Raw genomic sequence first — 22249 nt, forward strand, 5'->3', positions numbered from 1 at the left:
ACGGATGCGGACCGATAGCACGCGCGCAAGTTCAGCGACGTTCGCGGCCAACCGTGCCCAGGGCGCGGTCAGGTTTGGCGTGCATGTCAAGGATGGCGTCACCCGCCGGGGCGATTTGCATGAATCCGGCTCGCTGCGCGTGCGCTTTCCTTCTCCTGAAGCGGAAGGACTGTCCGGCGTGTTCGTCAACACCGCCGGCGGCATCGCCGGCGGCGACCGCTTCGATATCGATATCGCGGCAGGCGAGGGGGCACGGCTGACGCTGACGACGGCTGCGGCCGAGAAGGTCTATCGTGCGCCGGGCGCCGCTGCCCAGCTCAGTATCGCCCTGAAGGCGGAGGCGAACGCGCACCTCGCCTGGCTGCCCCAGGAGACCATCCTGTTCGACCGCGCGCGGATTGTCAGGCGCATCGATATCGATCTGGCCGAAGGCGCTTCGCTTCTGCTCTGCGAAATCGTGGTATTCGGCCGCACGGCGATGGGCGAAACGATGCTGCACGGCGAGTTCGTCGATCGCTGGCGCTTGCGCCGCGGCGGTCGCCTCGTGTTTGCGGAAACCGTCCGGCTCGACGGCGACATCGGCGAAAAGCTGGCGCGACCTGCCATCGCCAAAGGCGGCGTCGCCATCGGCACGGCGCTGATCGTGCCGGGCGACGAGGCTGTGGTGGAGCGCATCCGCGAGGCATCTGAATCGTTTGGCGGCGAGGTCGGCATCTCCTGCTGGAATGGATTTGCAATGGCGCGCTTCTGTGCCCAAGATGCAGCCCGGCTCCGCGCCGACATGATGGCAGTGCTCGGCCGCGCCAGCGGCGTGGCGCTGCCAAGGCTTTGGCTAAATTAGGTCTTCAATCACCAGAGTGCTCGCATGAATCTCTCCCCCCGCGAAAAGGACAAGCTCTTGATCTCGATGGCGGCCACGGTGGCGCGCCGAAGACTGGAGCGCGGCGTCAAGCTCAACCACCCCGAGGCGATCGCCATCATCTCCGATTTCATCGTCGAAGGCGCGCGCGACGGCCGCACCGTTGCGGAGTTGATGCAGGCCGGCGCGCAAGTGCTGACCCGCGCGCAGGTGATGGATGGCATCCCGGAGATGATCCACGACATCCAGGTCGAGGCAACGTTTCCCGACGGCACAAAACTCGTCACCGTGCATGAGCCGATCCGGTGACGCAGTCATTCCGGGGCGGCCGCAAAGCGGCCGAACTATGATGTGCAATTGCACATCTGAGAATCCAGAGGTTATTGATTTCGAGATTCCGGGTTCACGCTTCGCGTGCCCCGGAATGACAAAGGAGGGTACATGATCCCCGGCGAACTCTTCATCAAGGACGGCGAGATCGAACTCAATGCCGGCCGCAAAACCGTGACACTCACCGTCGCCAATACCGGCGATCGTCCGATCCAGGTCGGCTCGCATTATCATTTCTTCGAAACCAATCCCGCGCTGAAATTTGACCGCAAGAAATCCCGCGGCATGCGGCTCGACATCGCCGCCGGCACCGCTGTCCGCTTCGAACCCGGCCAGACCCGCGACGTGCAGTTGGTTGCGCTCGCCGGCAAGCGCACCATCTACGGCTTCCGCGGCGACGTACAGGGCAAGCTATGAGCACGAAAATCAAACGTAGCGTCTATGCCGACATGTTCGGGCCGACCACCGGCGACAAGGTGCGGCTCGCCGATACCGATCTCATCATCGAGGTGGAAAAGGATTTAACCACCTATGGCGAGGAGGTGAAGTTCGGCGGCGGCAAGGTGATCCGCGACGGCATGGGGCAATCGCAGGTCACCAACAGGCAGGGCGCGGCCGATACCGTCATCACCAATGCGCTGATCGTCGACCACTGGGGCATCGTCAAAGCCGACGTCTCGATCAAGGAAGGCATGATCGCGGCGATCGGCAAGGCCGGCAATCCCGACATCCAGCCCGGCGTCACCATCATCATCGGCCCCGGCACTGACGTGATCGCAGGCGAGGGGAAAATTCTCACCGCCGGCGGCTTCGACAGCCACATCCATTTCATCTGCCCGCAGCAGATCGAGCACGCGCTGATGTCTGGCGTCACCTCGATGCTCGGCGGCGGCACCGGCCCCTCGCACGGCACCTTTGCCACGACCTGCACGCCTGGCCCGTGGCACATGGCGCGGATGATCCAGTCGTTCGACGCGTTCCCGGTCAACCTCGGCATCTCGGGCAAGGGCAACGCCTCGCGCCCCGCTTCGCTGGTCGAAATGATCAAGGGTGGCGCCTGCGCGCTGAAGCTGCATGAAGACTGGGGCACCACGCCGGCCGCGATCGACAACTGCCTGAGCGTGGCCGATGACTACGACGTCCAGGTGATGCTGCATTCGGATACGTTGAACGAGTCAGGTTTTGTCGAGGATACGGTGAAGGCGTTCAAGGGCCGCACCATCCACGCTTTCCACACCGAGGGCGCGGGCGGCGGACATGCGCCAGACATCATCAAGATCGCTGGGTTGAAGAACGTGCTGCCGTCCTCGACCAACCCGACGCGCCCGTTCACCCGCAACACCATCGACGAGCATCTCGACATGCTGATGGTGTGCCACCATCTCGATCCCTCGATCGCCGAAGACCTCGCGTTCGCCGAAAGCCGGATCCGCAAAGAGACCATCGCCGCGGAAGACATCCTGCACGATCTTGGCGCGCTCTCGATGATGTCGTCGGACTCGCAGGCCATGGGCCGGCTCGGCGAAGTCATCATCCGCACCTGGCAGACCGCCGACAAGATGAAGAAGCAACGCGGCGCGCTGCCCGAGGACAAGGGCAACGACAACGACAATTTCCGCGTCAAGCGCTACATTTCAAAATACACCATCAATCCGTCGATCGCGCATGGCGTCTCGAAGCTGATCGGTTCAGTCGAGAAGGGCAAGCTAGCCGACCTCGTGCTGTGGTCGCCGGCCTTCTTCGGCGTGAAACCCGATTGCATCATCAAGGGCGGCTCGATCGTGGCGGCACCGATGGGCGACCCGAATGCGTCGATCCCGACGCCGCAGCCGGTGCATTACCAGCCGATGTTCGCCGCCTACGGCAAATCGCTGACGGCGTCTTCGGTGGTGTTCACCTCGAAGGCTGCCATCACCGGTGGGCTGGCGCGCAAGCTCGGCATCGAGAAGCAGCTTTACCCGGTGAAAAACACCCGCGGCGGCATCTCCAAGAAGAGCATGATCCATAACGGTGCCACGCCGAAAATCGAGGTCGACGCCGAAACCTATGAGGTGCGCGCAGATGGCGAGCTTCTGACATGCGCTCCAGCCGAGGTCCTGCCCATGGCGCAGAGGTATTTCATGTATTAGGGTTTCTCCCGGAAACTCAAGCCAGAACAAATCCGGGAGGATCGAGTGATTTACGTCGTTGCCACGCTGACCGTGAAGCCCGAAACGCGCGCCGAATTCATCGCGGCCGCTACCGCCTGCATCAAGGAAACAAGGAAAGAGCCGGGCAATATCGCCTACGATCTGCACGAGAGCGTCACCGATCCCTCGAAAATGGTGTTCGTCGAGCAGTGGGAAAATGTGGAGGCGCTGGGGCCGCATCGGGCCGCCGAGCACATGAAGACTTTTGGCCGCGTCGCGGTCAAATGCATGACGGCGCCGCCGAAGATCGAAGTGATCACGCCGGAAAAGGTCGACGTCCGCTAAAAGAAAAGCAAGGGATAAAACTCATGATCTACGTCATCGCCACCACGCCGATGAAGCCGGAGAACAAGGACGACTTCATCAAGGGACACAAGGCCTGTACCGCCGAAACGCTCAAGGAGAAGGGCTGCATCTCCTATGATGGCCATGTCAGCGTGAACAACCCTAATCTGTATGTGGTGGTGGAGCGCTGGGAAACCCGCGACGACCTCAATGCGCATGGCCGTGCGCCCCATATGAAGGTGTGGCGGGAGTATTCCTCGCAGATGAAGACGGCGCCGACGGTGATCGAGATCATCAGCGACGGCAAGGTGGAGAAATTCTAGCAAAGCGTTTTCAAGCGAAGTGGAAACCGGTTCGCATAGCAATCAAGTTTACGCAGATTGCGTAGACTTATCTGCGGTAGAAAACGCATCAAAATATAGGGCTGCCATGATCCGCGCGACAAAAGTCCTGGGCCAGCATCGCTGGACGAACGCCGCCGCCGATACCGTCGTGCTCGATTTCGACGACCGGCACCGGCGGCGGATGGCGATGACGGGAACGCGCGGGCTGGAATTCCTGCTCGATCTGGAGAACGCGGTCGCGCTTCGCGGCGGCGATGCACTGGTACTGGAAGACGGCCGGCTGATCGAGGTGGTCGCGGCCGCCGAGCCGCTGGTCGAGATCAGGGGCGCTGATCCCCTGCATTTGGTTCGGGTCGCCTGGCATCTCGGCAACCGCCACCTGCCGACGCAGATCATGCCAAAAGGCCTGCGCATCCGCCGGGATCACGTCATCGAGGCGATGGTGAAGGGACTCGGCGCGCGCATCATCGAGATCGAGGCGCCGTTCGATCCCGAGGGCGGAGCGTATGCGGCAAGCCATGCGCCGGACAGCCACGCGCATGGCCACACCGCGCATGATCATGGTCACCATCACCATGGTGATCAAAATCACGACCACCATCACCACGACGAACATTGCGACCACGATCATCACCACCACGATCACTCCCATGCTCATGACCACAAGTGAGCCCGCGCCGAGCGAGGCTAGCAGCGGAATGAATGCCGATGAGGCGGCGGCGCTGTACCGGCTGATGACCTGGCTGTCGCCGTCGTTTCCGGTCGGCGCGTTCTCCTATTCCAGCGGCATCGAATGGGCGGTGGAGGCGGGCGACATCACGGACGCCGCATCGCTGCGCGACTGGCTGGCCGCGATGCTCAGCGAAGGCTCGGGCTTCTGCGACGCCGTGTTCCTGGCGCAGGCGCATCGCGCCGCATCCGCGCAGGACGAGATCGCCTTGCGCGGGATTGCCGAACTCGCGGCTGCCTTTGTGCCCTCGCGCGAGCGCCAGCTCGAGACCTCGACGCAGGGCCGCGCCTTTATCGACATTGCCCGCTCGGCCTGGGCCTGCGACGGGCTCGACGGCATGGTCGCCGCTTGCGGCGGCGCTACGGTTTATCCCGTCTCAGTTGGAATCGTCAGCGCGGCCCATGCCGTTCCGCTGGCGCCGGCGATGCATGCCTTCCTGCATGCCGTGGTGTCGAATTGGATTTCCGCCGGCGCTCGCCTGGTGCCGCTCGGGCAAACCGACAGCCAGCGCATTCTGGCAAGCCTCGAAACCGGTGTCGCCGCTGCCGCCGGCCGCGCGCTCACAGCTTCGCTCGACGATCTCGGCAGCGCCACCTTCCGTGCCGATCTCGCCAGCCTCCGCCATGAGACGCAATATACGCGGCTGTTCCGGTCATGATGAGGGTGAGATATTCACCGCGCGTCGTCCCTGCGAACGCAGGGACGACGAAAACAGAGAGGGCTGCGCACATGTCTAAATCTCACGGCCCGTTGCGGATCGGCGTCGGCGGTCCCGTCGGCTCCGGCAAGACCGCGCTGATGGACCTGCTCTGCAAATCGATGCGCCAGCGCTACGATATCGCTGCGATCACCAACGACATCTACACCAAATGGGATGCCGAGTTTCTGGTGCGCTCGGGCTCGCTGACGCCAGACCGCATCGCCGGCGTCGAGACCGGCGGCTGCCCGCACACCGCAATCCGCGAGGACGCCTCGATGAATCTCGCTGCGGTGGCCGACATGCGCGCGAAGTTTCCCGATCTCGACCTGGTGCTGATCGAATCCGGCGGCGACAATCTCGCCGCGACGTTTTCGCCCGAGCTCGCCGATCTCACGATCTACGTGATCGACGTCGCCGCCGGCGACAAGATCCCCTCCAAGGGCGGACCCGGCATCACCCGTTCGGACCTGCTCGTGATCAACAAGATCGACCTCGCACCGCATGTCGGTGCGTCGCTCGAGAAGATGGAGATCGACGCCAAGAGGATGCGCGGCGAACGGCCGTTCGTGATGACCAACCTGAAGAAGAGCGAGGGGCTCGATCGCATCATCGGCTTCATCGAGACCAAGGGCGGCCTGCGGCCGGCCGCGAAGGCCAAGGCCGGATAGACCAAGATAGGCGGCCCAGATGGGCGGTCGAGCCAGCCGGGGCGAGCGGCTGGACAAGCGGCCGGGGTGGGCGGCGCGTTAACATTAATAGTCGGTCGCCGCCGCAAGCCCCTGGATTTGTCCGCTGCCGCCGGAACCAAATCGGCTCTGTCAGATTATCAACTTCTGGCCCCGCCAAATCAGCGTTAACGGCGGCCATGTTGTTTACCCGCTGCCAACCTCTCAGTTGCGTGCTGATGAACGCTCCGTCATATTCGCCGCGGTTGGCCTTCGCGCTATTGCTATGTGCTTCTGCCCCGGCAGACCCAAAGATGCTTCCAATACGTCTTCGCCAACACATCATTCCTGAGTAAGCGAGTGGTTCGGCTGGGCTTCATTATCGGCTTTATCGCGCTGATCGGAGTTCTGCTCTCCGGTCTCGCGGCCTATCGCGTCCACGAACAGGAACTGGCGATCGACGGCATCGCGCTGTCCCGCGCCATCGACATTCATGCCAGCCTGGTGCAGGACCGGTTGACCGAGCGCGAATTGCTCGCACGCGTTGCATCCGGGTTGTTTCGTGCACCTTCGGTGGTGAAGGCCAATATGCTGCAGCCGCTGCGCTCGGCGATCTATGCCTTCAAGACCGATTTCGTGATCGCGTCCTGGATCGCGCGGCTCAGGCCGGCCGACCTGCCCACGGCGCTGGCGGAGCTGAAGGGTGCCGGCTTCACCAATCCGACGATTCGCGATTTCGACGATCGGCCGCTCGACATCAAGGCGCTCGACAAGCCGCTCGACGTCCTGATGGATCTCGAACCGCGCAGCGCGGATACGCTGGGCTTTCCGGGTCGCGCCTACGACCGGCATTCGGTGATCGGGCCGATGCTGGCGCAGGCAGCCTCCGGCAAACCGGTGGCGTCGGACCCGATTCCGCTGCTGCGGAAGAACGGGCCGATCGGCATCGTGCTGGCCTCCGCCATTCTGAAGGAAGGCACTGCGGAGCCCGTGGGCTTCGTCACCTTTTCCTACGAGCTGGCGCCGCTGATGCTGACCAACGACGACCGCTCGCTGTTTTCGGTGGTGCTGAAGGACCCCGATGACGCCAGCGACGAATATGTCGCCAACGACCAGGGCGTCATCACCTTGCGGCCGGTCAAGCAGGGCGATCCGCTGCCGTCGGTGGTGCGGACGGTGACGTTCGGCGGCCGCGACTGGTCGCTCGGTTACTACGCCAAGAACAACGCTGTACAGCGCGCGCAGCAGACCGCGATCATCGTGGCGGCCATCGGCTTCGCGCTCACTGGCATCGTCTGCGGCCTGTTCGGCTATGTCGCCTACAACAATCTGCGGCTCAGCCGCGAGATCCAGGTGCGGATCGGTTTCGAGCGGCGGTTGACCGCCGTCATCGACGAGCTCAACCATCGGGTCAAGAACATCCTCGCCGTGATCCAGTCGATCGTGACACGCACGCTGCGCCACGGCTCCGACATGGACGTGTCGCGCGAACTCCTGATCGGCCGCATCCATGCGATGTCGAACGTGGTGACGCTGCTCAGCGAAAGCCAGTGGCAGGGCGTCAAGCTCAGGGGCCTGTTCGAGTCGCGCGCGATCCCGCATGCCGACCGCATTGTGGTCAACGGCCCGGATATCTCGGTCAGCGCGCGCGCCGCGCAGTCGCTCTCGCTGCTGTTCTTCGAACTGGCGTCGCATTCCGACGAAGGCCTGTCGCTAGTCGGCAAGCACCCGCACATCGTCGCGAACTGGGAGGTCACCGGCGAGGAGCCCGACGAGATTTTTCACTTCCGCTGGGAAGAGTTCAACACCAGCGCGGCGACGCGGCGGGAAGACAGCGATTTCGGTCTCATCCTGCTCGACCGCGTCGCGCCGGAAGCGATGGGCGGCACCGCAAAGCGCTATTTTACGGAAGTGAGCTACGTCTATGAACTCACCGCGCCGATGGTCACCGTCGTCGACATGACCGAGCGCGACCGCACCGAACAAATTTCGGCACCGGTGCGGCCGGTGAAGTAGGGCGCGCTCTCTCTGCGTCGCACGCAGAGACCCATAACCACCGCCGTAAGTTGGTGAGAGAAGCCGTCTCCTCTTGTGCCACTTCCATCGGCCGCGGCGTATGGGCCCTGCATTCGCAGGGACGACTTCGTTTCGCTCATCCGCGCTACAGCAACCACAAACCACAAAACCAAAGGCGGCCCGCGGGCCGCCTTTTCTTCATACGCTCAGTGCCGTAATTACCCGCCGTTGCCGCCGATCACCGCGCGCACGGTCTCGTCGGGTCCGAAATCCTCGGCGCCATCGACATAGAGCAGCGCCGACAGTTTCGAGCGCGCGCGGTTGACGCGGCTCTTGATGGTGCCGACCGCGCAGCCGCAGATGGCGGCGGCGTCCTCATAGGAAAAGCCGGAGGCGCCGACCAGGATCAACGCTTCACGCTGGTCCTGCGGCAGCTTGTCGAGCGCGTTGCGAAACTCCTCAAACTCCAGATGCGCATTCTGCGCCGGCTGGGTCTTCAGGGTTTTCGCGTAATTGCCCTCAGCGTCCTCCACCTCGCGCCGCCGCTTCCGGTAGTCCGAGCGGAACAGGTTGCGCAGGATGGTGAACAGCCAGGCCGGCAGGTTCGAGCCGGGCTGGAACGAGTCGATATTGGCAATGGCGCGCAGCAATGTTTCCTGAACCAGGTCGTCCGCACGGTCGCCGTTACCTGAGAGCGAGATCGCGAACGCGCGCAGGCTGGGTACCGACGCCAAAATGTCGTCGCGAAGAGAGTCTGTGAGAGGCATTAGTCCCTCCCGTCATTTTTTGCTGTTTCGTCGATCTGGGCCGCCGCCGCTTCCGGCCCATCGAGCTTACGGATCAGCTCTGCAAAGCGGTCCGGCACGCCCTGTCGGACCACGTCATCGTACATGGCGCGGAGCTGATGCCCGATCCTGGATTGAATCTCTGCATTGAGCCCGCCCTGCTTTTTTACTTCCTTCATGGTCTGATCCACGCTTCCCCGAGAGTTAAGTCTCTGTGGTTTCAAGAGTTTACCTCGAAATTGGGCCTAGGCCGCCGCGTTATAGGTCAAAGGCTAATGCGAATATGTGCGGAAGGTTCCGAAATCTGGGAACTTTTTCCGGAACTTTTTTGTCCCCCGCGAGTAATCGGGGGTGACAGGGGAACCGGGGTCCCCCCGCCGAAACTAAATTTGACGCCCGACGCGGCGGCATCAGGTTACGTCCGTCCGGCTGAGACCCTAAGTTATGGCCAAGGATACGGCCTAAGATAAGGATGGAATGGGGATGTCCCGATCACAGCTCGTTGCTGAACATCTGCCGCTGTTGCGGCGCTATGCCCGTGCGCTGACCGGAAATCAGGCCTCGGGCGATGCCTATGTGGCCGCCATGCTGGAGGCCCTGCTGCAGGATGGCTCCCTGCTGGACGAACGGTTCGGCCCGCGCGCCGGGCTGTTCAAGCTGTTCACCCAGATCTGGAACTCGGTCGCGCTCAACGACAATCCTGATGTCGCGACACTGGCGCTGCCGCCGGAGCGCCGGTTGTCGAACATCACGCCGTTGCCGCGGCAGGCGTTCCTGCTGCTGTCGCTCGAAGGCTTCTCCGAGGAGGAGGTGGCGTTCATCCTCAATACCGACATCGCCGAGACCCGCGCGCTGACGGATGCCGCCGGCCGCGAGATGGCGGCGGAAATCGCCACCGACGTTCTGATCATCGAGGACGAGACTTTCATCGCGATGGACCTCGAGAGCCTCGTGAAGAACCTCGGTCACAACGTAATCGGCGTCGCCCGCACCCATGCCGATGCGGTGGCGCTCGCCAAGAACAAGAAGCCCGGCCTGATCCTCGCCGATATCCAGCTCGCCGACGGCTCGTCGGGCCTGGATGCGGTCAACGAATTGCTGCGCGTGTTCGAGGTGCCGGTGGTGTTCATCACCGCTTACCCCGAGCGCTTCCTGACCGGCGAACGCCCCGAGCCGGCGTTCCTGATCTCGAAACCATTCCAGCCCGCGATGGTCTCTGCCGTCGCCAGCCAGGCGCTATTCTTCCAGCGCAACTCGCGCAACCGCGCGCCGCGGGCGGCCACGGGCTGATCGAGGCGTCACGGCGCAGAGTTGGAATGATCCGGCGTGCCTCACTGCGCGCCGGATTTTTCTCGTCGTGTTGCAGGCCGCGGGCAGTCGGCGGCGAGCAGCGAATGACGTTGGGGGTAGAAACCGATGAGTGTCGGGCTGATCGGCCTTCTCGACGATGTGGCTGCGATCGCGAAGGTAGCCGCAGCCTCCCTCGATGATGTGGCGAGCCAGGCCGCCAAGGCGGGCGCAAAGGCCGCAGGCGTCGTCATCGATGATACCGCGGTCACGCCCGGCTACGTGATCGGATTCGAGCCGAAGCGCGAGCTGCCGATCGTGGGCAAGATCGCGACGGGATCGCTGCGCAACAAGTTGTTGGCCCTGCTGCCCGCGGCCCTCGTGCTCAGCTACTTCCTTGCCTGGTTGATCACACCGCTGCTGATGCTGGGCGGCGCCTATCTCTGCTACGAAGGCGCGGAGAAGGTGCTCGAGGCCGTCATGCCTCACAGTGCACATCGGCATGAGGCTCAACTCGGCACCGTCGCCTTGAACGCGCAGTCGGTCGAGGAAGAAAAAGTCGCAAGCGCGATCAAGACCGACTTCATCCTATCGGCCGAAATCATGGCGATCACGCTGGCGGCCCTCCCCGCAGGGAGCATCTGGAAGCAGTCGCTCGTGCTGGCGGTCGTAGCCGTCGGAATAACCGTCGCCGTGTATGGCTTGGTGGCGCTGATCGTGAAAGCCGACGACGCTGGCGTGGCGCTTGCGAAGAGCGATCGTGCCTCGCTCCTTGGCCGCGCGCTCGGACGTGGCATCGTTCGCGGCATGCCCGTGCTTCTGAAGATTCTCAGCGTGGTCGGCACCGCCGCCATGATTTGGGTGGGCGGCGGCATCATCCTGCATGGCATCGAGGTCTACGCTCCGCCGGCCATCGGCCATATCGTCAAGGCCGCTGCCGAAGCTGTGGCCCACGCATTCCCGTCGCTAGCCGCGATCCTCGAATGGGCGGTCGAGGCAGCCATATCCGGCGCGATAGGCCTGCTGGTCGGCGCCGCATTGATTCCGCTCGCCGGATTTGTTTTCGCGCCTGCATGGAAACTGTTGAAGAGTTTTCTGCAGGGCGGTCGGAAAGGGTCCTAGGCCGGGCTCGCCGGCGTTGCTGCTTCGCTGGCTCTCGCAGGCATGGCTTTAGCCACACGCTCCACGTCCTGACGTCAGCAGGAAGATCGACGGCGGTGCAACAAGCGGCGGTAAATCCGCCGGCGCGCAAAAGCGTCACGCTGCGGCAGCCTGCCGGCGCATGCTGCGGCCAGAAAGCAAGATGACAATTTGACGAGATGGTGGCAGACTTGGTTTCGAGGCCAGGCGCGGCAAGAAAAACGAAGAAATACGTTCGCCCAGGTCACGTCGTCCAAGGGAGGAGATTGCTCATGAAACGCTTGTTTCTGGGATTAGTCGCCGTTGCCCTGATCGCATCGGCGTTCGTCGGATCCACCACTGCAGTCATGGCGCAGACGAAGGTGTTGAAGATGCAGGCCACATGGCCCGCGTCGCTTACGCTCTATGACAACTTCACCTACTTCGCTGAGCGGGTGAACAAGCTGTCGGCCGGCGCGCTGAAGATCGAGGCGATGCCCGCCGGCCAGGTCGTGCCCGCGTTCGAGGTGCTGGATGCGACCCACAAGAAGGTGCTCGACGGAGCGCATGCGTGGGCCGGCTACTGGACCGGCAAGAACAAGACCGCGATCCTTTTCACCGGCGGTCCCGGCGGCACCTTCGGCATGGACTTCATGGACGTGATGGGTTGGCTCTATCACGGCGGCGGCCTCGATCTATACAACGAGTTCTATCAGAAGGAACTCAAGCTCAACGTGGTCGTGTTCCCCATCCTCCCTGCAGGGCCGCAGGCGTTCGGCTGGTTCAAGAAGCCGATCCAGACGATCGAGGACATGAAGGGCATGAAATGCCGCCAGACCGGCATGGCCGGCGAAGTCTGGCAGGCACTCGGCTTCACGGTGGTCAACATGCCGGGCGGCGAAATCATTCCCTCTGCGCAGCGCGGCGTGATCGATTGCGCGGAATGGGTCGGTGGCATCGAGGACCTGCAGCTCGGCTTCCACAACGTCTGGAAGTATCACTATTCGCCCGGCTTGCATGAGAACGTGACGGTCGGCGAAATCGTGATCAACGGCGATGTGTGGAAGGAGCTCATCCCGCAGCACCAGGAGATCATCAAGTCGGCGGCCAACGAGACATTCCTTGTCTGGTGGACCAAGTGGCAGCGCCAGAACGCCGACGCACTGATTGAGATGCAGCAGAAGCACGGCGTACAGATCCTGCGCACGCCGACCGAGATACTGCTGGCCTTCATCAAGAAGTGGGACGAGATCGCGGCGGCCGAGGGCGCCAGGAATCCGTTCTTCAAGAAAGTGCACGACTCGCAGAAGGCCTACGCCAGCGCTGTGGTGCCGTACAAGCGATCCTATTTCCCGCCATACTCCTTCATGGCGAACTATTACTTCCCGGTCGAGAAATAGGGCTTCTTGGAGGGCGGCCGGTTCGGCCGCCCTCCATCCGCGCACGGCCGGCCTGCGTCACGCCGCAAGGCGCGCGATACGAACCGTCGGCGGTAGGGGGAGGGATGGCTGAGATAACAGAGAGGCAGTCGCCGACGCTCCTGGCCATAATCAGGATCATCGACGGCTTCACGGACCGGACCGGCACGGTCATCTCGTGGCTGTCGGTGCCGCTGGTTCTAGCCGTCGCCTACGAGGTGGGAGCGCGCTACCTGTTCAACGCGCCGACCATATGGGCCTACGATGCCACCTACATGCTCTACGGCTCGCTGTTCATGCTCGGCGCCGCTTACGCGCTGCACAAGGGTGCTCATATCCGCACCGACTTCTTCTGGGAGAAGTTCTCCATCCGCAGGAAGGGCTGGATCGATACGATCTCCTACATTGTCTTCTTCTTTCCGAGCCTGATCATGCTGCTCTTGATCAGTTGGAACGAGTTTCACTACGCCTGGGAGATCAACGAGACGTCGGACCAGACACCGTGGCGACCGGCGCTGTGGCCGTTCAAGTTCGTCGTTCCGCTCGCCTGTCTCTTGCTGCTGATCCAGGGCGTGTCCGAGTTGATCAAGAGCATCTACATGTGGCGCACCGGCGTGGAGCTCGAGCACAAGGAGAAGGTCGAGATATGACCGCAGAAGCGCTCATCGGCCTCATCATGCTTCTGGTGCTGCTTGGAGCGATCTTCATCGGCGTGCCGATCTCCTTCACGCTGCTGTTTCTCGCCTTTGCGTTTGGTTATCTCGGCATCGGCGCGACGGTCTTCGACCTTGCCTACTTCCAGACCATCGGGCTGATGAAAGAGGAACTGCTGGCCGCTGTGCCGCTGTTCATCTTCATGGGCTTCATCACCGAGCAGGCGGGGTTGATGGAGCGCCTTTTTACGGCGTTCCGCATGCTGCTTGCGCCGGTGCGCGGCGCGCTCTTCCTCGTCGTCATTCTGACCTCGACCGTATTCGCGATGGCGACCGGCATCGTCGGCGCAGCCGTCACCGTTCTTGGCATTATGGCCTCGCCGATCATGACGAAAGCGGGTTACGACGCCAAGCTTTCAGCGGGCACTATCACTGCCGGCGGCACGCTCGGCATTCTCATTCCACCGTCGGTGATGCTGATCGTGATGGGGCCGGTGCTCGGGGTGTCGGTCGCCGATCTCTATGCCGCCGCCTTTGGGCCGGGCTTCCTGCTGGCGGGCCTATACATCACCTATCTGATGGGCCGGGCCTTCATGAACCCCAAACTCGGGCCGCCGGTGCCAATGGACGAACGGATCTACTCGGCGGGGTACATTGCGCGCGAAGTGATCGTCGGCACCCTGCCCCTGCTCGGGCTCATCACGGCGACGCTCGGCTCGATCATCGGGGGGCTTGCGACGCCGACGGAGGCCGCCGGCATCGGCAGCGTCGGGGCGGTGATCCTGGCCATCGCATATCGCAGGTTCTCGCTCAGCGGACTGCAGCGAGCGCTGATCTCGACGATGGCAACCTCGAGCATGGTCCTGCTGCTGGCTGTTACCTCGAACATTTTCGGTGCGGTGTTCGCCCGCCTCGGCTCGGCGAACTGGATCACCGAGACGATGCTCAGCCTACAGTTGCCGCCCAGCCTCATGCTGATTGTCGTGCTCTTTCTCGTCTTCCTGCTGGGTTGGCCGTTTGAGTGGCCAGCCATCATCCTGGTGTTCCTGCCGATCTTCTATCCCGTCGTGAAGGGCATGGGCATCGACCTCATATGGTTCGGGGCGCTGATTGCGGTGGTGCTGCAGACCGCCTTCCTGTCGCCGCCGGTCGCCATGTCAGCGTACTATCTCAAGCAGGTGGTCAAGGGCTGGAGTCTTGCGACGATTTACGCCGGCATGTTCCAGTTCATGATCCTGCAGGTGATCTGCGTCGGGCTTATGATTGCTTTCCCCGGCATTGCGACTTGGTTCCCGCAGACGCTGCACGAGGCATCCCGCAGTCAGGTCATCCCGGAGGAGCACAAGAGAATACTGGAACAGCAGAAGCTGGCACCGTCCCTGGAAGACGACGACTGGCTGATGCCGAAAAAGAAGTAGGCCGATTGACTACCCCCCGGGCGCAGCTCGTCCGGCCCTTCACGCCAGATCGCGAATGGTATGGAAAATCGAAAGTTGAAATGGCGGCGGTCCCGTTCTGCCACCCGTTCAATCCGCATATCCTCTACGAAAGGACCTCTCGCGCTTTGGCTCCAGGCTTGCTCGGCGGTGGCCAGCCTGAAACCGGACAACAGCAGCTCGCATTGGCCGGGATCGCCGTGCAGCACGCCGATCCTAAACCTTCGTATAGCCAGTCCATCCGTTTCGACGTCGGCTATTTACCTCGGTACAATTGAGCTGGATGCGCAGGGAGCCTAATGTCGGCACGTCGAGGCAGGATGTACATTATCGAATTGCCTGCGCATCGTCGGCTCTCCTCCGGTCGTCGGCGCCGCCTGCCTCGTCACCTCGGTCAATTTCGGCGCATTACCGGCCCTGCGGGAAAAAGCCTGAGCGGATGCTCGCTTGGCCCGCGTATTTTGAATGAGAGGTCATTGTCTGATGTCACCATCTGCCAGAATCGCACTCTTCATCGATGGCGCCAATTTGCACGCGACCGCCAGGGCGCTCGGTTTCGACATCGACTACAGGCGCCTGCTCAAGGAATTCCAGGACCGTGGCGCGCTATTGCGGGCCTTCTATTACACGGCGATTATCGAGGATCAGGAATATACATCCATCCGTCCGCTGGTCGATTGGCTCGACTATAACGGCTACACCGTCGTCACCAAGCCCACCAAGGAATTCGTCGACGCCGGCGGCCGCCGCAAGGTGAAGGGCAGCATGAGTATCGAGCTTGCCGTCGATGCGATAGAACTCGCCGATCATATCGACGCAATGGTTCTGTTCTCCGGTGATGGGGACTATCGACCGCTGCTGAAGGCGGTGCAGCGCCGTGGCGTGCACGTTACCGTGGTCTCCACCTTGGCCAGTCAGCCGCCAATGGTGGCGGACGAATTGCGGCGTCAGGCCGACGCTTTCCTTGATCTTGCGGAATTGAAGCCGAAGCTCGGGCGCGATCCGGCCGAGCGGCCGGCACAACGCGAGAGTCGCCAGCAATCGCCGCAATTGTCGACGCGCGCGACGATCAACGGAACTGAACTCACGAAATGAATTTCCGGCCGAGGGCGCGCCATGTGAACCAGATCACCTTCGGCTTGCGACGCCGGCGGTATCATCATCTCTCCTGATTCAACCGCCGATCCCGAAGGCTTGCGCCTTTCGGAATGGCGATTGCGAACGACACCTGTTCGCGGCCAGGACCTCCCCCTGGCTCGGGCCACCAGCTTCGATACGAAAGCTGGTCGGACTTATCCGGCGTGTCCCACCGGCGCGCCGGATTTTTTTCGCGCAAGGGGCCCTGCGCGCGCTGACCATGGAGCCACGGGTTCCAAGCTGCAAACAGAATGAACGCGGCGCTCTCGGTGGTCCCCATTTCCGTGAATCGCTCGGCGTGACGTGGTTTTGCGGGATCGGCAGATTGCGTGTTGAACTGCGCCCGACGCCCGCATAGGGTCGCTGCAGCAACAAGAAAATAAACGGGAACGCCCCTTCAACCGATGCAGTCCGCCGAGCGGCCTTTCCCCCACCGCCGGGGCCTGATCATCGTTGCGACATTGGCGACCGCCTATGTCGCCAGCCATTTTTTCCGCGCCTCCAACGTCACCATCGGTCTCGATTTGATGCGCGATCTCGCGATCGGGCCGGAAGCGCTGGGGGCGCTGACCGGCGCATTCTTCTTCGGCTTCGCCGCGATGCAGATTCCCTGCGGTTTCTTCTTCGACCGGTTCGGGCCGCGCTATACCGTGGTCGGCATGCTGATCGTGGCCAGCCTCGGCGGCGCCATGTTCACGCTGGCGCCGAGCTGGCCGGTGCTGTTGACCGGCCGGGCGCTGATGGGCGCCGGCTGCGGCGTGATGCTGATCGGCAGCATGGTGGTGATCTCGCGCTGGTTTCCGCCGGACCGCTTCTCGACGCTGACAGCCATGGTGTTGTCGATCGGCCTGCTCGGCAATCTGGCCGCCACCACGCCGCTCGCCTGGGCATCGCAGGCGGTCGGCTGGCGCCCGGTGTTCGGCGCCGTCGTCGTCTTCACGGCGCTGGCGACCGTTGCGATCTGGCTGGTGGTGCGCGACGCGCCGCCCGGCCATCCCTTCCTGAGCCGCAAGGCGGAGCCGCCGGGCGAGATGCTCAATGGCCTGGTCGAGGTGCTGCGCAACCCGCGCCTGAAGCCGATCCTGGCGCTGAATTTCTGCAATTATGCCTGTACCTTCACCGTGCAGGGCCTGTGGGGCGGCGCGTTCCTGCGCGAGGTGCATGGCTTAAGCCCGATCGCGGCCGGCAACGTCCTGCTCTTCGCCGTGATCGCCTATCAGGCCGGCATGCTCGCCTTCGGTCCGCTCGACCGCCGGCTCGACACCCGCAAGGGCATCGCGATTGGCGGCACGCTGGTGATCATCTGTCTGCTCGCGATCCTGGCGCTGTTTTCCCACCCGCCGGTCTGGCTGCCGATAGCTGTCATCATCGCCATGGGATTCTTCTCTGCCTCCAGCACCATGGTGATGACGCACGGCCGCGGCATCTTCCCCGACCGCCTGATCGGCCGCGGCATCTCGACCATGAACACGTCAGTGATGCTCGGTGTCGCCTGCATGCAGACACTGTCCGGAATCATCATCGGCGCGTTCGAACCGCTGGTCAGCGGCGCCCGCACCGAGGACGCCTATCGCACACTGTTCGGCACGCTGACGCTGGTGCTGCTCGTTGCGGTCGCGATCTACGGCCGCTCGCAGGACGTGAAGCCGAGCGATGAGATGCGGGCGGCGAAGCTATAGTCAATCGCCGGTTAAGCTGCCCGCCGTACCGGTTGGCCCGAGCGCCAAGCCGCTTTAATTTTCGGTTGCAGTGCACGATTGCCATTCCGCCCCAGCGGGAGGATGTTTCGACGCAGGCACAAGGGAGAGCGGCATGAGCAAGGCAGTTCCCGACAATCGCCAGCGCGACCAGGATGGCGACATCAGCCACAAGCACGGCACTACACCCATCGGCACCCTGCGCAAGATTTACGGGCAGGGTTTTGCCGCCGGTTACCCCCCAACCGACAGACTGAGCGAAGCTTTGCCTTACCTGAACGAGACATCGCTGAGCCAGCTTCGCCGCGATTACAAGACCGGTCATCTTGATCACAAGATCACGAACGCCTCGGGTTGAAAGCGTGTCCGTCACCATCGACTATTACATGTCGCTCAACTCGCCTTGGACCTACCTCGGCAGCGCGCCGTTCGCCGAGATCGCCGGGCGCAATGGCGCGATCGTCAACATCAAGCCCTGCAAGTTCGGACCGATCTTTGAGCAGACCGGCGGGCTGCCATTGCCGAAGCGCTCGCCGCAGCGGCGCGCCTACCGGATGATGGAGTTAAAGCGCTGGCGCGAGGTACGGAACGTTCCCATCAATCTCGAGCCGAAGCATTTCCCCTGCGACGACGCCGCGGCGGTTCGACTGGTCATCGCAGCCAAGCTGCAGGGCAAGAATGCCCACAGACTGTCGCTGGAGCTTGGGCGTGCGCTGTGGGAACGTGAGGAAACGCTCGCCGATCCGGCAATCATCGCGTTGGCCGCCGAGCGCGCCGGTCTCGACGCGGCGGAGCTGCGCGCGGGCGGGCCCTCGGACGCTGAACTTGACGCGCGGTATGAGAAGTTTACGCAGGAGGCGCTTGGCGCGGGCGTCTTCGGTGCGCCGAGCTACGTGCTGCCTTCGGGCGAGATCTTCTGGGGCCAGGACCGGCTGGAGCTGCTGGAACGCGCTTTGAAAAAGCTGGCGCCTTGAGAAGCTGTCTCGTCAAAAAAAGCAGGGTGCGACCGGCATCACCACGGTCGCACCCTACGTCGCCGGTCAATGGGGCAGGGGGAATAACCGGCTGCCGGGATGACTCCGAGCCCCCCGGAGTCGTTCCAAGGGGCCGCAAATATTTTTCATACACGGTTAAGTGATTGAGAACGGCCGGACCCCCTGCGGCTCGGTTCGGGTTGTGTCCGTGATCGCCATGGGGCGAGGGATACATCGCCATGTCACAGATATTCAAAGCAATTTTAGCCACTCTCGCCGTCTTTGCGACGTTTGGCGCCGTCCAGCTTGCGTCAGGTCATGATCTCGCCAGCGTGCGGCAACTCGCCTCCAGCGCGCCTGCGGCGGACGTCAACCGCGCTGCCAAAGCCGATCGTGCGGCGCTCAGGGCCGCGCAAAGCCAGACTGAGACGATCACGATCCGGAGCGTTGGCCTCGACGACACATCGGTGGTGCTGCGGGTTCCCGTCGTCACCGAGGCGGTGCGGAACCGCCCGGAGGTGCCGGCCAAGCCCGATGCCTCGAAGCCCGATGCCTCAAAGCCCGGCGCCCCGAAGACAGTGGTCGCCTGCGAACCGCCGGTCAGCGTTTTGACCGAAGTCGCAAAACTGCTTCAGCCCGGCCGCTGCGTGACCTGATTTGCGAAGCGAGCTGGATACATAGGGCTGGGCAAAAGCGCGCAGCGCTGTGCCACCATCGATCCAGAACATCATCGCTTGAATGGTGGGCGCGCGGAGCCTGTCATCACCGCGCGAGCGCATTTGCGCTCGTCGCCGGGCGCGCGCATTCGCGACCCGTTGGCTTTGCGCATCCTAATCGTCCACATCCTCCTGCGGACGTCCGAACAGATGAATGATTCCCGGCGTCGTGATCGAGACGAACACGAAGCGCGACAGATGATGGGCGCCGACGAAGATCGGATCGATATGCAGCGTGAGCGCCAGCGCCAGCATGGCGTCCATCGCGCCCGGCGCGAACGCCACCACGACGTCGGCGAAGCGTACATGGGTGGCCAGCACGATCACCATGACGAAAACGGCGGATATGGCAATGGCGACGGCAAACGAGCCCAGCCCGGCATTGATGTGGCTGAGCAGCGTCGACTTGCTGATCCGCGCGAACCGTGTGCCGATCACGGCGCCGATGCCGACCAGCGCCACGCCGCGCATCCATGGCGGCAGGCCGCCTTCGATCAGGCCGGTGCCGTGCAGCACGGCGGAGGCAATCATCGCGCCGAACATCCAGCTCGCCGGAAATTGGGCGAGCCGAAGCAATAGCGCGACGGCGATGGCAGCGGCCGCCAGTACGGCGAGTTCGAGCGGCGAAGCGATAAGGCTAATCACCTCCGGCGGCGCCGAGGGCGCAATCCCGGTCAGCGCCAGCAGCAGCGGCAGGGCTGCGGTCAGGATGATCACGCGCATGGTCTGCACCACGGCGATCGCGGCGACGTCGGCACCCTTCTCGGCGGCCAGCATGGTGATCTGCGACAGCGCGCCGGGGCTGCCGGCCAGCAGCGCCGAGGTCTGGTCCCAGCCGTGCATGCGTTGCAGATAGAAGCTCGAGCCGAAGGTCGAGCAGAATGTCGCCAGCGCCAGCAGGCCGATGGTCAGGGGATAGGCGCTCATGTGCTGGATCAGTTGCCGCGACACCAGCGAGCCGAGCGTGATGCCGAGCAGCACCAGCACGGTCTGCGTCAGGATCGGCGGCATGGTGACCGGCCGCCCTGCCAGCGCGGCGATGCCGACGGCAGCCATCGCGCCGGAAATCAGTCCGCCCGGCAGGTTGGCCCACAGAAACAGCAGCCCGCCGGCCGCGCCGATGACGAGCGTCTCGATCGTGCCCAAAATTTTGGCGCGGTCGATAATCGCGGAGGAAATCGAAGTGGGGATCAGGCTCACGCTGCCTTATGGCAAATCCGCACGCGAGGGACAAATGCGCCACGCGATTGCAGCAATGCAGGGCGTCGCCGGCGGTGGCCCGCCGGCGTCATCAAAAATTCAGAAGGTCCCGATACGGCCCTCGCGCAGGAGGCGGGCGGCTACTTCGCCTTTTCGGCGGCAGCCTTCTTGCACTCGGAGCGGAATTTCTTGCGTTCCTTGCCGTGAAGCCCCTTGGCGTCGGCTTCCTTCGAACATTCGAGCGAGGCGGCGGTGCGCGGTTTCTCGGCCTTCTTTTCCGCCGACGCCTTGGTTTCGGTCTTGGTCGCCTCGGTCTTGGCCGGAGCCGTGGTTTGTGCGGACGCGGCGCCCATCAGCAGAAGGGAAGCCACGGCGGCTGCGGTGGCAAGGGAGGAGATCTTCGTCATGGGGGCACCTCGGTTTGAAAACAAGGGCGCAACCGTCGCGCTGCGATGCTGAACCACAGGTGAATGAAGTCGAGCGGGCCGCTACAATATTTTGATCGGACGAACGCATCGCGCGTTGTCGCAAGCAGTAGTTGCGCTAGGATAGGAGGTGCAGATGACGACTGCCCCAAGGAGACCAGGGATGACTATTCAAGCGAAAATACTGGGCGCGATTGCGATGTCGGGTTTGGCTGCGCTGGCGATGACCTCGCAGGCGAATGCCCTGACCGCGCAGGAATGCAGCGCCAAATACCAGGCTGCCAAAGCCGCCGGCACGCTCGGCGGCCAGAAGTGGAACGACTTCCGGAAAGCCCAGTGCGGCGCTGACGCTGCGGCCGCACCGGCGGCAGCAGCCCCCGCCGCCGAGCCAAAGGAAGCCGCCAAGAAAGAATCCAAGAAGGAAACTGCGAAGGAGGCTGCGGCGCCGGCCGCTCCGTCAGGCCCGGCGGTCTATCCGAGCGCCGTCGATCCCAAGTATTCCAAAGAGACCGCCGGCAAGGCCCGCATGCACACCTGCGTGGATCAGTACAACGCCAACAAGGCCACCAATGCCAATGGCGGCCTGAAGTGGATCCAGAAGGGCGGCGGCTATTACAGCGAATGCTCCAAGAAGCTGAAGGGCGCGGCCTAGGCAGCTATCGACACGGGCGCGGCCGGAAATTTCGGCCGCGCCTACACTTCGCGGAGCAACGTTTCGGCCGACTTCGCCACCAGTTGCGCGCGTTTGCGCGGGCCCCGTTCGAGAAACAGCAGGCTCTGGCCGAACACGAAACAGTAGAACAGGAATGCCTGCGCGTCGGCTTCCTCCGCCGGAAGGCCCGTCGCGCGATAGAGATGCCCGACATTCTTCAACCGGGCGACATCAACCTGGGCTGCCGCGTTGGCGGCAAGCTCGTCCGACCGGGCCCATTGCCGGATCGCGAGTTCAACGGCCATGCCCTCGGTATTCATGCGCTCCGAGTAAAGTGCGATCAGCGCCTTCAGCCGCTCGCGGGCGGTCGCGCCGTCGAGGCTGGTGTGTTTTTCGATCGCGGCGATGCGGCCCGCGCTCCAGTGCTGCAGCATGGCCTCCAGCAGGGCGGCGCGATCGCGGAAGCGGCGGTAGAAGCCGCCCTTGGTGACGCCGAGGTTCTTGGCCAAAACCTCGACCCGCACGCCCTCGACGCCGGTCCGGGCGATTTCGTTCAGGCCGGCCTCGATCCAGCTCTCGCTGCGCACCTCGCCGGTTCGCGCGTCCATCTTGGTATCGCTCATGGTCCGGCC

27 protein-coding genes are annotated in these 22249 nt (G+C 63.2%); 22 read left to right on the top strand and 5 right to left on the bottom strand.

The window, feature by feature from the left end; genetic code table 11:
* The first annotated feature begins 4 nt into the window (after nucleotides 1–4).
* The 10 genes from V1288_RS15375 (at nucleotide 5) to V1288_RS15420 (ending at nucleotide 8118) form a co-directional block, all read left to right on the top strand.
* Nucleotides 5–841, top strand: a complete 837-nt coding sequence (locus V1288_RS15375; RefSeq protein ID WP_334357845.1) for an urease accessory protein UreD — start codon at nucleotides 5–7, stop codon at nucleotides 839–841.
* Between the two features lie 24 nt (nucleotides 842–865).
* Nucleotides 866–1168: an urease subunit gamma gene (locus V1288_RS15380; RefSeq protein WP_334357846.1), complete on the top strand. Its 303-nt coding sequence runs from the start codon at nucleotides 866–868 to the stop codon at nucleotides 1166–1168.
* 132 nt (nucleotides 1169–1300) lie between these two features.
* The gene (locus V1288_RS15385; protein ID WP_057858347.1) at nucleotides 1301–1606 is read left to right on the top strand and encodes an urease subunit beta; all 306 of its coding nucleotides are present in this window, start codon (nucleotides 1301–1303) and stop codon (nucleotides 1604–1606) included.
* On the top strand, nucleotides 1603–3318 hold the full coding sequence (gene ureC, locus V1288_RS15390; protein ID WP_334357847.1) for an urease subunit alpha: 1716 nt from the start codon (nucleotides 1603–1605) through the stop codon (nucleotides 3316–3318). The genes V1288_RS15385 and ureC overlap by 4 nt, the downstream gene beginning before the upstream one ends.
* A gap of 45 nt (nucleotides 3319–3363) precedes the next feature.
* Nucleotides 3364–3663, top strand: a complete 300-nt coding sequence (locus V1288_RS15395; protein ID WP_334357848.1) for a putative quinol monooxygenase — start codon at nucleotides 3364–3366, stop codon at nucleotides 3661–3663.
* 23 nt (nucleotides 3664–3686) lie between these two features.
* Nucleotides 3687–3986 (top strand): putative quinol monooxygenase, encoded by a 300-nt coding sequence (locus V1288_RS15400; protein ID WP_309179981.1) that lies wholly within the window; start codon nucleotides 3687–3689, stop codon nucleotides 3984–3986.
* Nucleotides 3987–4092: 106 nt separating this feature from the next.
* Nucleotides 4093–4677, top strand: a complete 585-nt coding sequence (locus tag V1288_RS15405) for an urease accessory protein UreE (RefSeq protein ID WP_334357849.1) — start codon at nucleotides 4093–4095, stop codon at nucleotides 4675–4677.
* Nucleotides 4658–5395: an urease accessory protein UreF gene (locus V1288_RS15410; RefSeq protein WP_334361312.1), complete on the top strand. Its 738-nt coding sequence runs from the start codon at nucleotides 4658–4660 to the stop codon at nucleotides 5393–5395. Before V1288_RS15405 ends, V1288_RS15410 begins: the two co-directional genes overlap by 20 nt.
* Before the next feature lie 71 nt (nucleotides 5396–5466).
* Nucleotides 5467–6105, top strand: a complete 639-nt coding sequence (gene ureG / locus V1288_RS15415; protein WP_334357850.1) for an urease accessory protein UreG — start codon at nucleotides 5467–5469, stop codon at nucleotides 6103–6105.
* A 357-nt stretch (nucleotides 6106–6462) separates the two neighbouring features.
* Nucleotides 6463–8118 carry a CHASE domain-containing protein gene (locus V1288_RS15420; RefSeq protein WP_334357851.1) on the top strand — a complete coding sequence of 552 codons (1656 nt, stop codon included), beginning with the start codon at nucleotides 6463–6465 and terminating at the stop codon, nucleotides 8116–8118.
* A 218-nt stretch (nucleotides 8119–8336) separates the two neighbouring features.
* Here V1288_RS15420 and V1288_RS15425 read toward each other — a convergent pair whose 3' ends face one another.
* Nucleotides 8337–8885 (bottom strand): sigma-70 family RNA polymerase sigma factor, encoded by a 549-nt coding sequence (locus V1288_RS15425; RefSeq protein WP_057854563.1) that lies wholly within the window; start codon nucleotides 8883–8885, stop codon nucleotides 8337–8339.
* Entirely contained in the window at nucleotides 8885–9082 is a 198-nt protein-coding gene (locus tag V1288_RS15430; RefSeq protein ID WP_057838541.1) for a NepR family anti-sigma factor, read from the bottom strand. Before V1288_RS15430 ends, V1288_RS15425 begins: the two co-directional genes overlap by 1 nt.
* A gap of 304 nt (nucleotides 9083–9386) precedes the next feature.
* Between V1288_RS15430 and V1288_RS15435 the strand changes: the two genes are divergently transcribed.
* The 11 genes from V1288_RS15435 to V1288_RS15485 all read left to right on the top strand — a co-directional run bounded on the left by V1288_RS15435 (nucleotide 9387) and on the right by V1288_RS15485 (nucleotide 19280).
* Nucleotides 9387–10193, top strand: a complete 807-nt coding sequence (locus V1288_RS15435; RefSeq protein WP_334357852.1) for a response regulator — start codon at nucleotides 9387–9389, stop codon at nucleotides 10191–10193.
* 126 nt (nucleotides 10194–10319) lie between these two features.
* Nucleotides 10320–11312 carry a DUF808 domain-containing protein gene (locus V1288_RS15440; RefSeq protein WP_334357853.1) on the top strand — a complete coding sequence of 331 codons (993 nt, stop codon included), beginning with the start codon at nucleotides 10320–10322 and terminating at the stop codon, nucleotides 11310–11312.
* 290 nt (nucleotides 11313–11602) lie between these two features.
* Nucleotides 11603–12709 (top strand): TRAP transporter substrate-binding protein, encoded by a 1107-nt coding sequence (locus V1288_RS15445; RefSeq protein WP_334357854.1) that lies wholly within the window; start codon nucleotides 11603–11605, stop codon nucleotides 12707–12709.
* Nucleotides 12710–12813: 104 nt separating this feature from the next.
* Complete coding sequence (locus tag V1288_RS15450) at nucleotides 12814–13377, top strand: TRAP transporter small permease subunit (protein ID WP_334357855.1); 564 nt, start codon at nucleotides 12814–12816, stop codon at nucleotides 13375–13377.
* Nucleotides 13329–14798, top strand: a complete 1470-nt coding sequence (locus tag V1288_RS15455; protein ID WP_334357856.1) for a TRAP transporter large permease — start codon at nucleotides 13329–13331, stop codon at nucleotides 14796–14798. Before V1288_RS15450 ends, V1288_RS15455 begins: the two co-directional genes overlap by 49 nt.
* Before the next feature lie 5 nt (nucleotides 14799–14803).
* Nucleotides 14804–15094 carry a hypothetical protein gene (locus tag V1288_RS15460; RefSeq protein ID WP_334357857.1) on the top strand — a complete coding sequence of 97 codons (291 nt, stop codon included), beginning with the start codon at nucleotides 14804–14806 and terminating at the stop codon, nucleotides 15092–15094.
* A gap of 205 nt (nucleotides 15095–15299) precedes the next feature.
* Nucleotides 15300–15911, top strand: coding sequence for a LabA-like NYN domain-containing protein (locus tag V1288_RS15465; protein WP_442893954.1), 612 nt, complete (start codon nucleotides 15300–15302; stop codon nucleotides 15909–15911).
* A 446-nt stretch (nucleotides 15912–16357) separates the two neighbouring features.
* The gene (locus V1288_RS15470) at nucleotides 16358–17632 is read left to right on the top strand and encodes an MFS transporter (protein ID WP_334357858.1); all 1275 of its coding nucleotides are present in this window, start codon (nucleotides 16358–16360) and stop codon (nucleotides 17630–17632) included.
* A 133-nt stretch (nucleotides 17633–17765) separates the two neighbouring features.
* Nucleotides 17766–18008: a hypothetical protein gene (locus tag V1288_RS15475; RefSeq protein WP_334357859.1), complete on the top strand. Its 243-nt coding sequence runs from the start codon at nucleotides 17766–17768 to the stop codon at nucleotides 18006–18008.
* A 4-nt stretch (nucleotides 18009–18012) separates the two neighbouring features.
* The gene (locus V1288_RS15480; protein ID WP_334357860.1) at nucleotides 18013–18624 is read left to right on the top strand and encodes a 2-hydroxychromene-2-carboxylate isomerase; all 612 of its coding nucleotides are present in this window, start codon (nucleotides 18013–18015) and stop codon (nucleotides 18622–18624) included.
* A 239-nt stretch (nucleotides 18625–18863) separates the two neighbouring features.
* Nucleotides 18864–19280: a hypothetical protein gene (locus tag V1288_RS15485; protein ID WP_334357861.1), complete on the top strand. Its 417-nt coding sequence runs from the start codon at nucleotides 18864–18866 to the stop codon at nucleotides 19278–19280.
* A 174-nt stretch (nucleotides 19281–19454) separates the two neighbouring features.
* On the opposite strand, the gene V1288_RS15490 is transcribed toward V1288_RS15485, so the two are convergent.
* A complete protein-coding gene (locus V1288_RS15490; protein WP_334357862.1) occupies nucleotides 19455–20540 on the bottom strand; it encodes an AbrB family transcriptional regulator in 1086 nt (361 codons plus the stop codon).
* Between the two features lie 140 nt (nucleotides 20541–20680).
* A complete protein-coding gene (locus V1288_RS15495; protein WP_334357863.1) occupies nucleotides 20681–20947 on the bottom strand; it encodes a PsiF family protein in 267 nt (88 codons plus the stop codon).
* 181 nt (nucleotides 20948–21128) lie between these two features.
* On the opposite strand from V1288_RS15495, the gene V1288_RS15500 reads away from it, so the two are divergent.
* On the top strand, nucleotides 21129–21617 hold the full coding sequence (locus V1288_RS15500) for a hypothetical protein (RefSeq protein WP_334357864.1): 489 nt from the start codon (nucleotides 21129–21131) through the stop codon (nucleotides 21615–21617).
* A gap of 41 nt (nucleotides 21618–21658) precedes the next feature.
* Here the strand turns inward: V1288_RS15500 and V1288_RS15505 are convergent, their stop codons facing one another.
* Nucleotides 21659–22240 carry a TetR/AcrR family transcriptional regulator gene (locus V1288_RS15505; RefSeq protein ID WP_334357865.1) on the bottom strand — a complete coding sequence of 194 codons (582 nt, stop codon included), beginning with the start codon at nucleotides 22238–22240 and terminating at the stop codon, nucleotides 21659–21661.
* Nucleotides 22241–22249: the final 9 nt, after the last annotated feature.

The organism is Bradyrhizobium sp. AZCC 2176 (genome assembly GCF_036924645.1).
In the GTDB taxonomy this organism is placed as follows: Bacteria; Pseudomonadota; Alphaproteobacteria; order Rhizobiales; family Xanthobacteraceae; genus Bradyrhizobium.

Excerpts from the sequence above, each read along its gene's own strand:
- V1288_RS15375 (WP_334357845.1), top strand. The coding sequence starts at position 5 with ATGCGGACCGATAGCACGCGCGCAAGTTCAGCGACGTTCGCGGCCAAC.
- V1288_RS15380 (WP_334357846.1), top strand. The coding sequence starts at position 866 with ATGAATCTCTCCCCCCGCGAAAAGGACAAGCTCTTGATCTCGATGGCG.
- V1288_RS15385 (WP_057858347.1), top strand. The coding sequence starts at position 1,301 with ATGATCCCCGGCGAACTCTTCATCAAGGACGGCGAGATCGAACTCAAT.
- ureC (WP_334357847.1), top strand. The coding sequence starts at position 1,603 with ATGAGCACGAAAATCAAACGTAGCGTCTATGCCGACATGTTCGGGCCG.
- V1288_RS15400 (WP_309179981.1), top strand. The coding sequence starts at position 3,687 with ATGATCTACGTCATCGCCACCACGCCGATGAAGCCGGAGAACAAGGAC.
- V1288_RS15405 (WP_334357849.1), top strand. The coding sequence starts at position 4,093 with ATGATCCGCGCGACAAAAGTCCTGGGCCAGCATCGCTGGACGAACGCC.
- V1288_RS15410 (WP_334361312.1), top strand. The coding sequence starts at position 4,658 with ATGCTCATGACCACAAGTGAGCCCGCGCCGAGCGAGGCTAGCAGCGGA.
- ureG (WP_334357850.1), top strand. The coding sequence starts at position 5,467 with ATGTCTAAATCTCACGGCCCGTTGCGGATCGGCGTCGGCGGTCCCGTC.
- V1288_RS15425 (WP_057854563.1), bottom strand. The coding sequence starts at position 8,885 with ATGCCTCTCACAGACTCTCTTCGCGACGACATTTTGGCGTCGGTACCC.
- V1288_RS15430 (WP_057838541.1), bottom strand. The coding sequence starts at position 9,082 with ATGAAGGAAGTAAAAAAGCAGGGCGGGCTCAATGCAGAGATTCAATCC.
- V1288_RS15435 (WP_334357852.1), top strand. The coding sequence starts at position 9,387 with ATGTCCCGATCACAGCTCGTTGCTGAACATCTGCCGCTGTTGCGGCGC.
- V1288_RS15440 (WP_334357853.1), top strand. The coding sequence starts at position 10,320 with ATGAGTGTCGGGCTGATCGGCCTTCTCGACGATGTGGCTGCGATCGCG.
- V1288_RS15445 (WP_334357854.1), top strand. The coding sequence starts at position 11,603 with ATGAAACGCTTGTTTCTGGGATTAGTCGCCGTTGCCCTGATCGCATCG.
- V1288_RS15450 (WP_334357855.1), top strand. The coding sequence starts at position 12,814 with ATGGCTGAGATAACAGAGAGGCAGTCGCCGACGCTCCTGGCCATAATC.
- V1288_RS15465 (WP_442893954.1), top strand. The coding sequence starts at position 15,300 with ATGTCACCATCTGCCAGAATCGCACTCTTCATCGATGGCGCCAATTTG.
- V1288_RS15470 (WP_334357858.1), top strand. The coding sequence starts at position 16,358 with ATGCAGTCCGCCGAGCGGCCTTTCCCCCACCGCCGGGGCCTGATCATC.
- V1288_RS15475 (WP_334357859.1), top strand. The coding sequence starts at position 17,766 with ATGAGCAAGGCAGTTCCCGACAATCGCCAGCGCGACCAGGATGGCGAC.
- V1288_RS15485 (WP_334357861.1), top strand. The coding sequence starts at position 18,864 with ATGTCACAGATATTCAAAGCAATTTTAGCCACTCTCGCCGTCTTTGCG.
- V1288_RS15495 (WP_334357863.1), bottom strand. The coding sequence starts at position 20,947 with ATGACGAAGATCTCCTCCCTTGCCACCGCAGCCGCCGTGGCTTCCCTT.
- V1288_RS15500 (WP_334357864.1), top strand. The coding sequence starts at position 21,129 with ATGACTATTCAAGCGAAAATACTGGGCGCGATTGCGATGTCGGGTTTG.
- V1288_RS15505 (WP_334357865.1), bottom strand. The coding sequence starts at position 22,240 with ATGAGCGATACCAAGATGGACGCGCGAACCGGCGAGGTGCGCAGCGAG.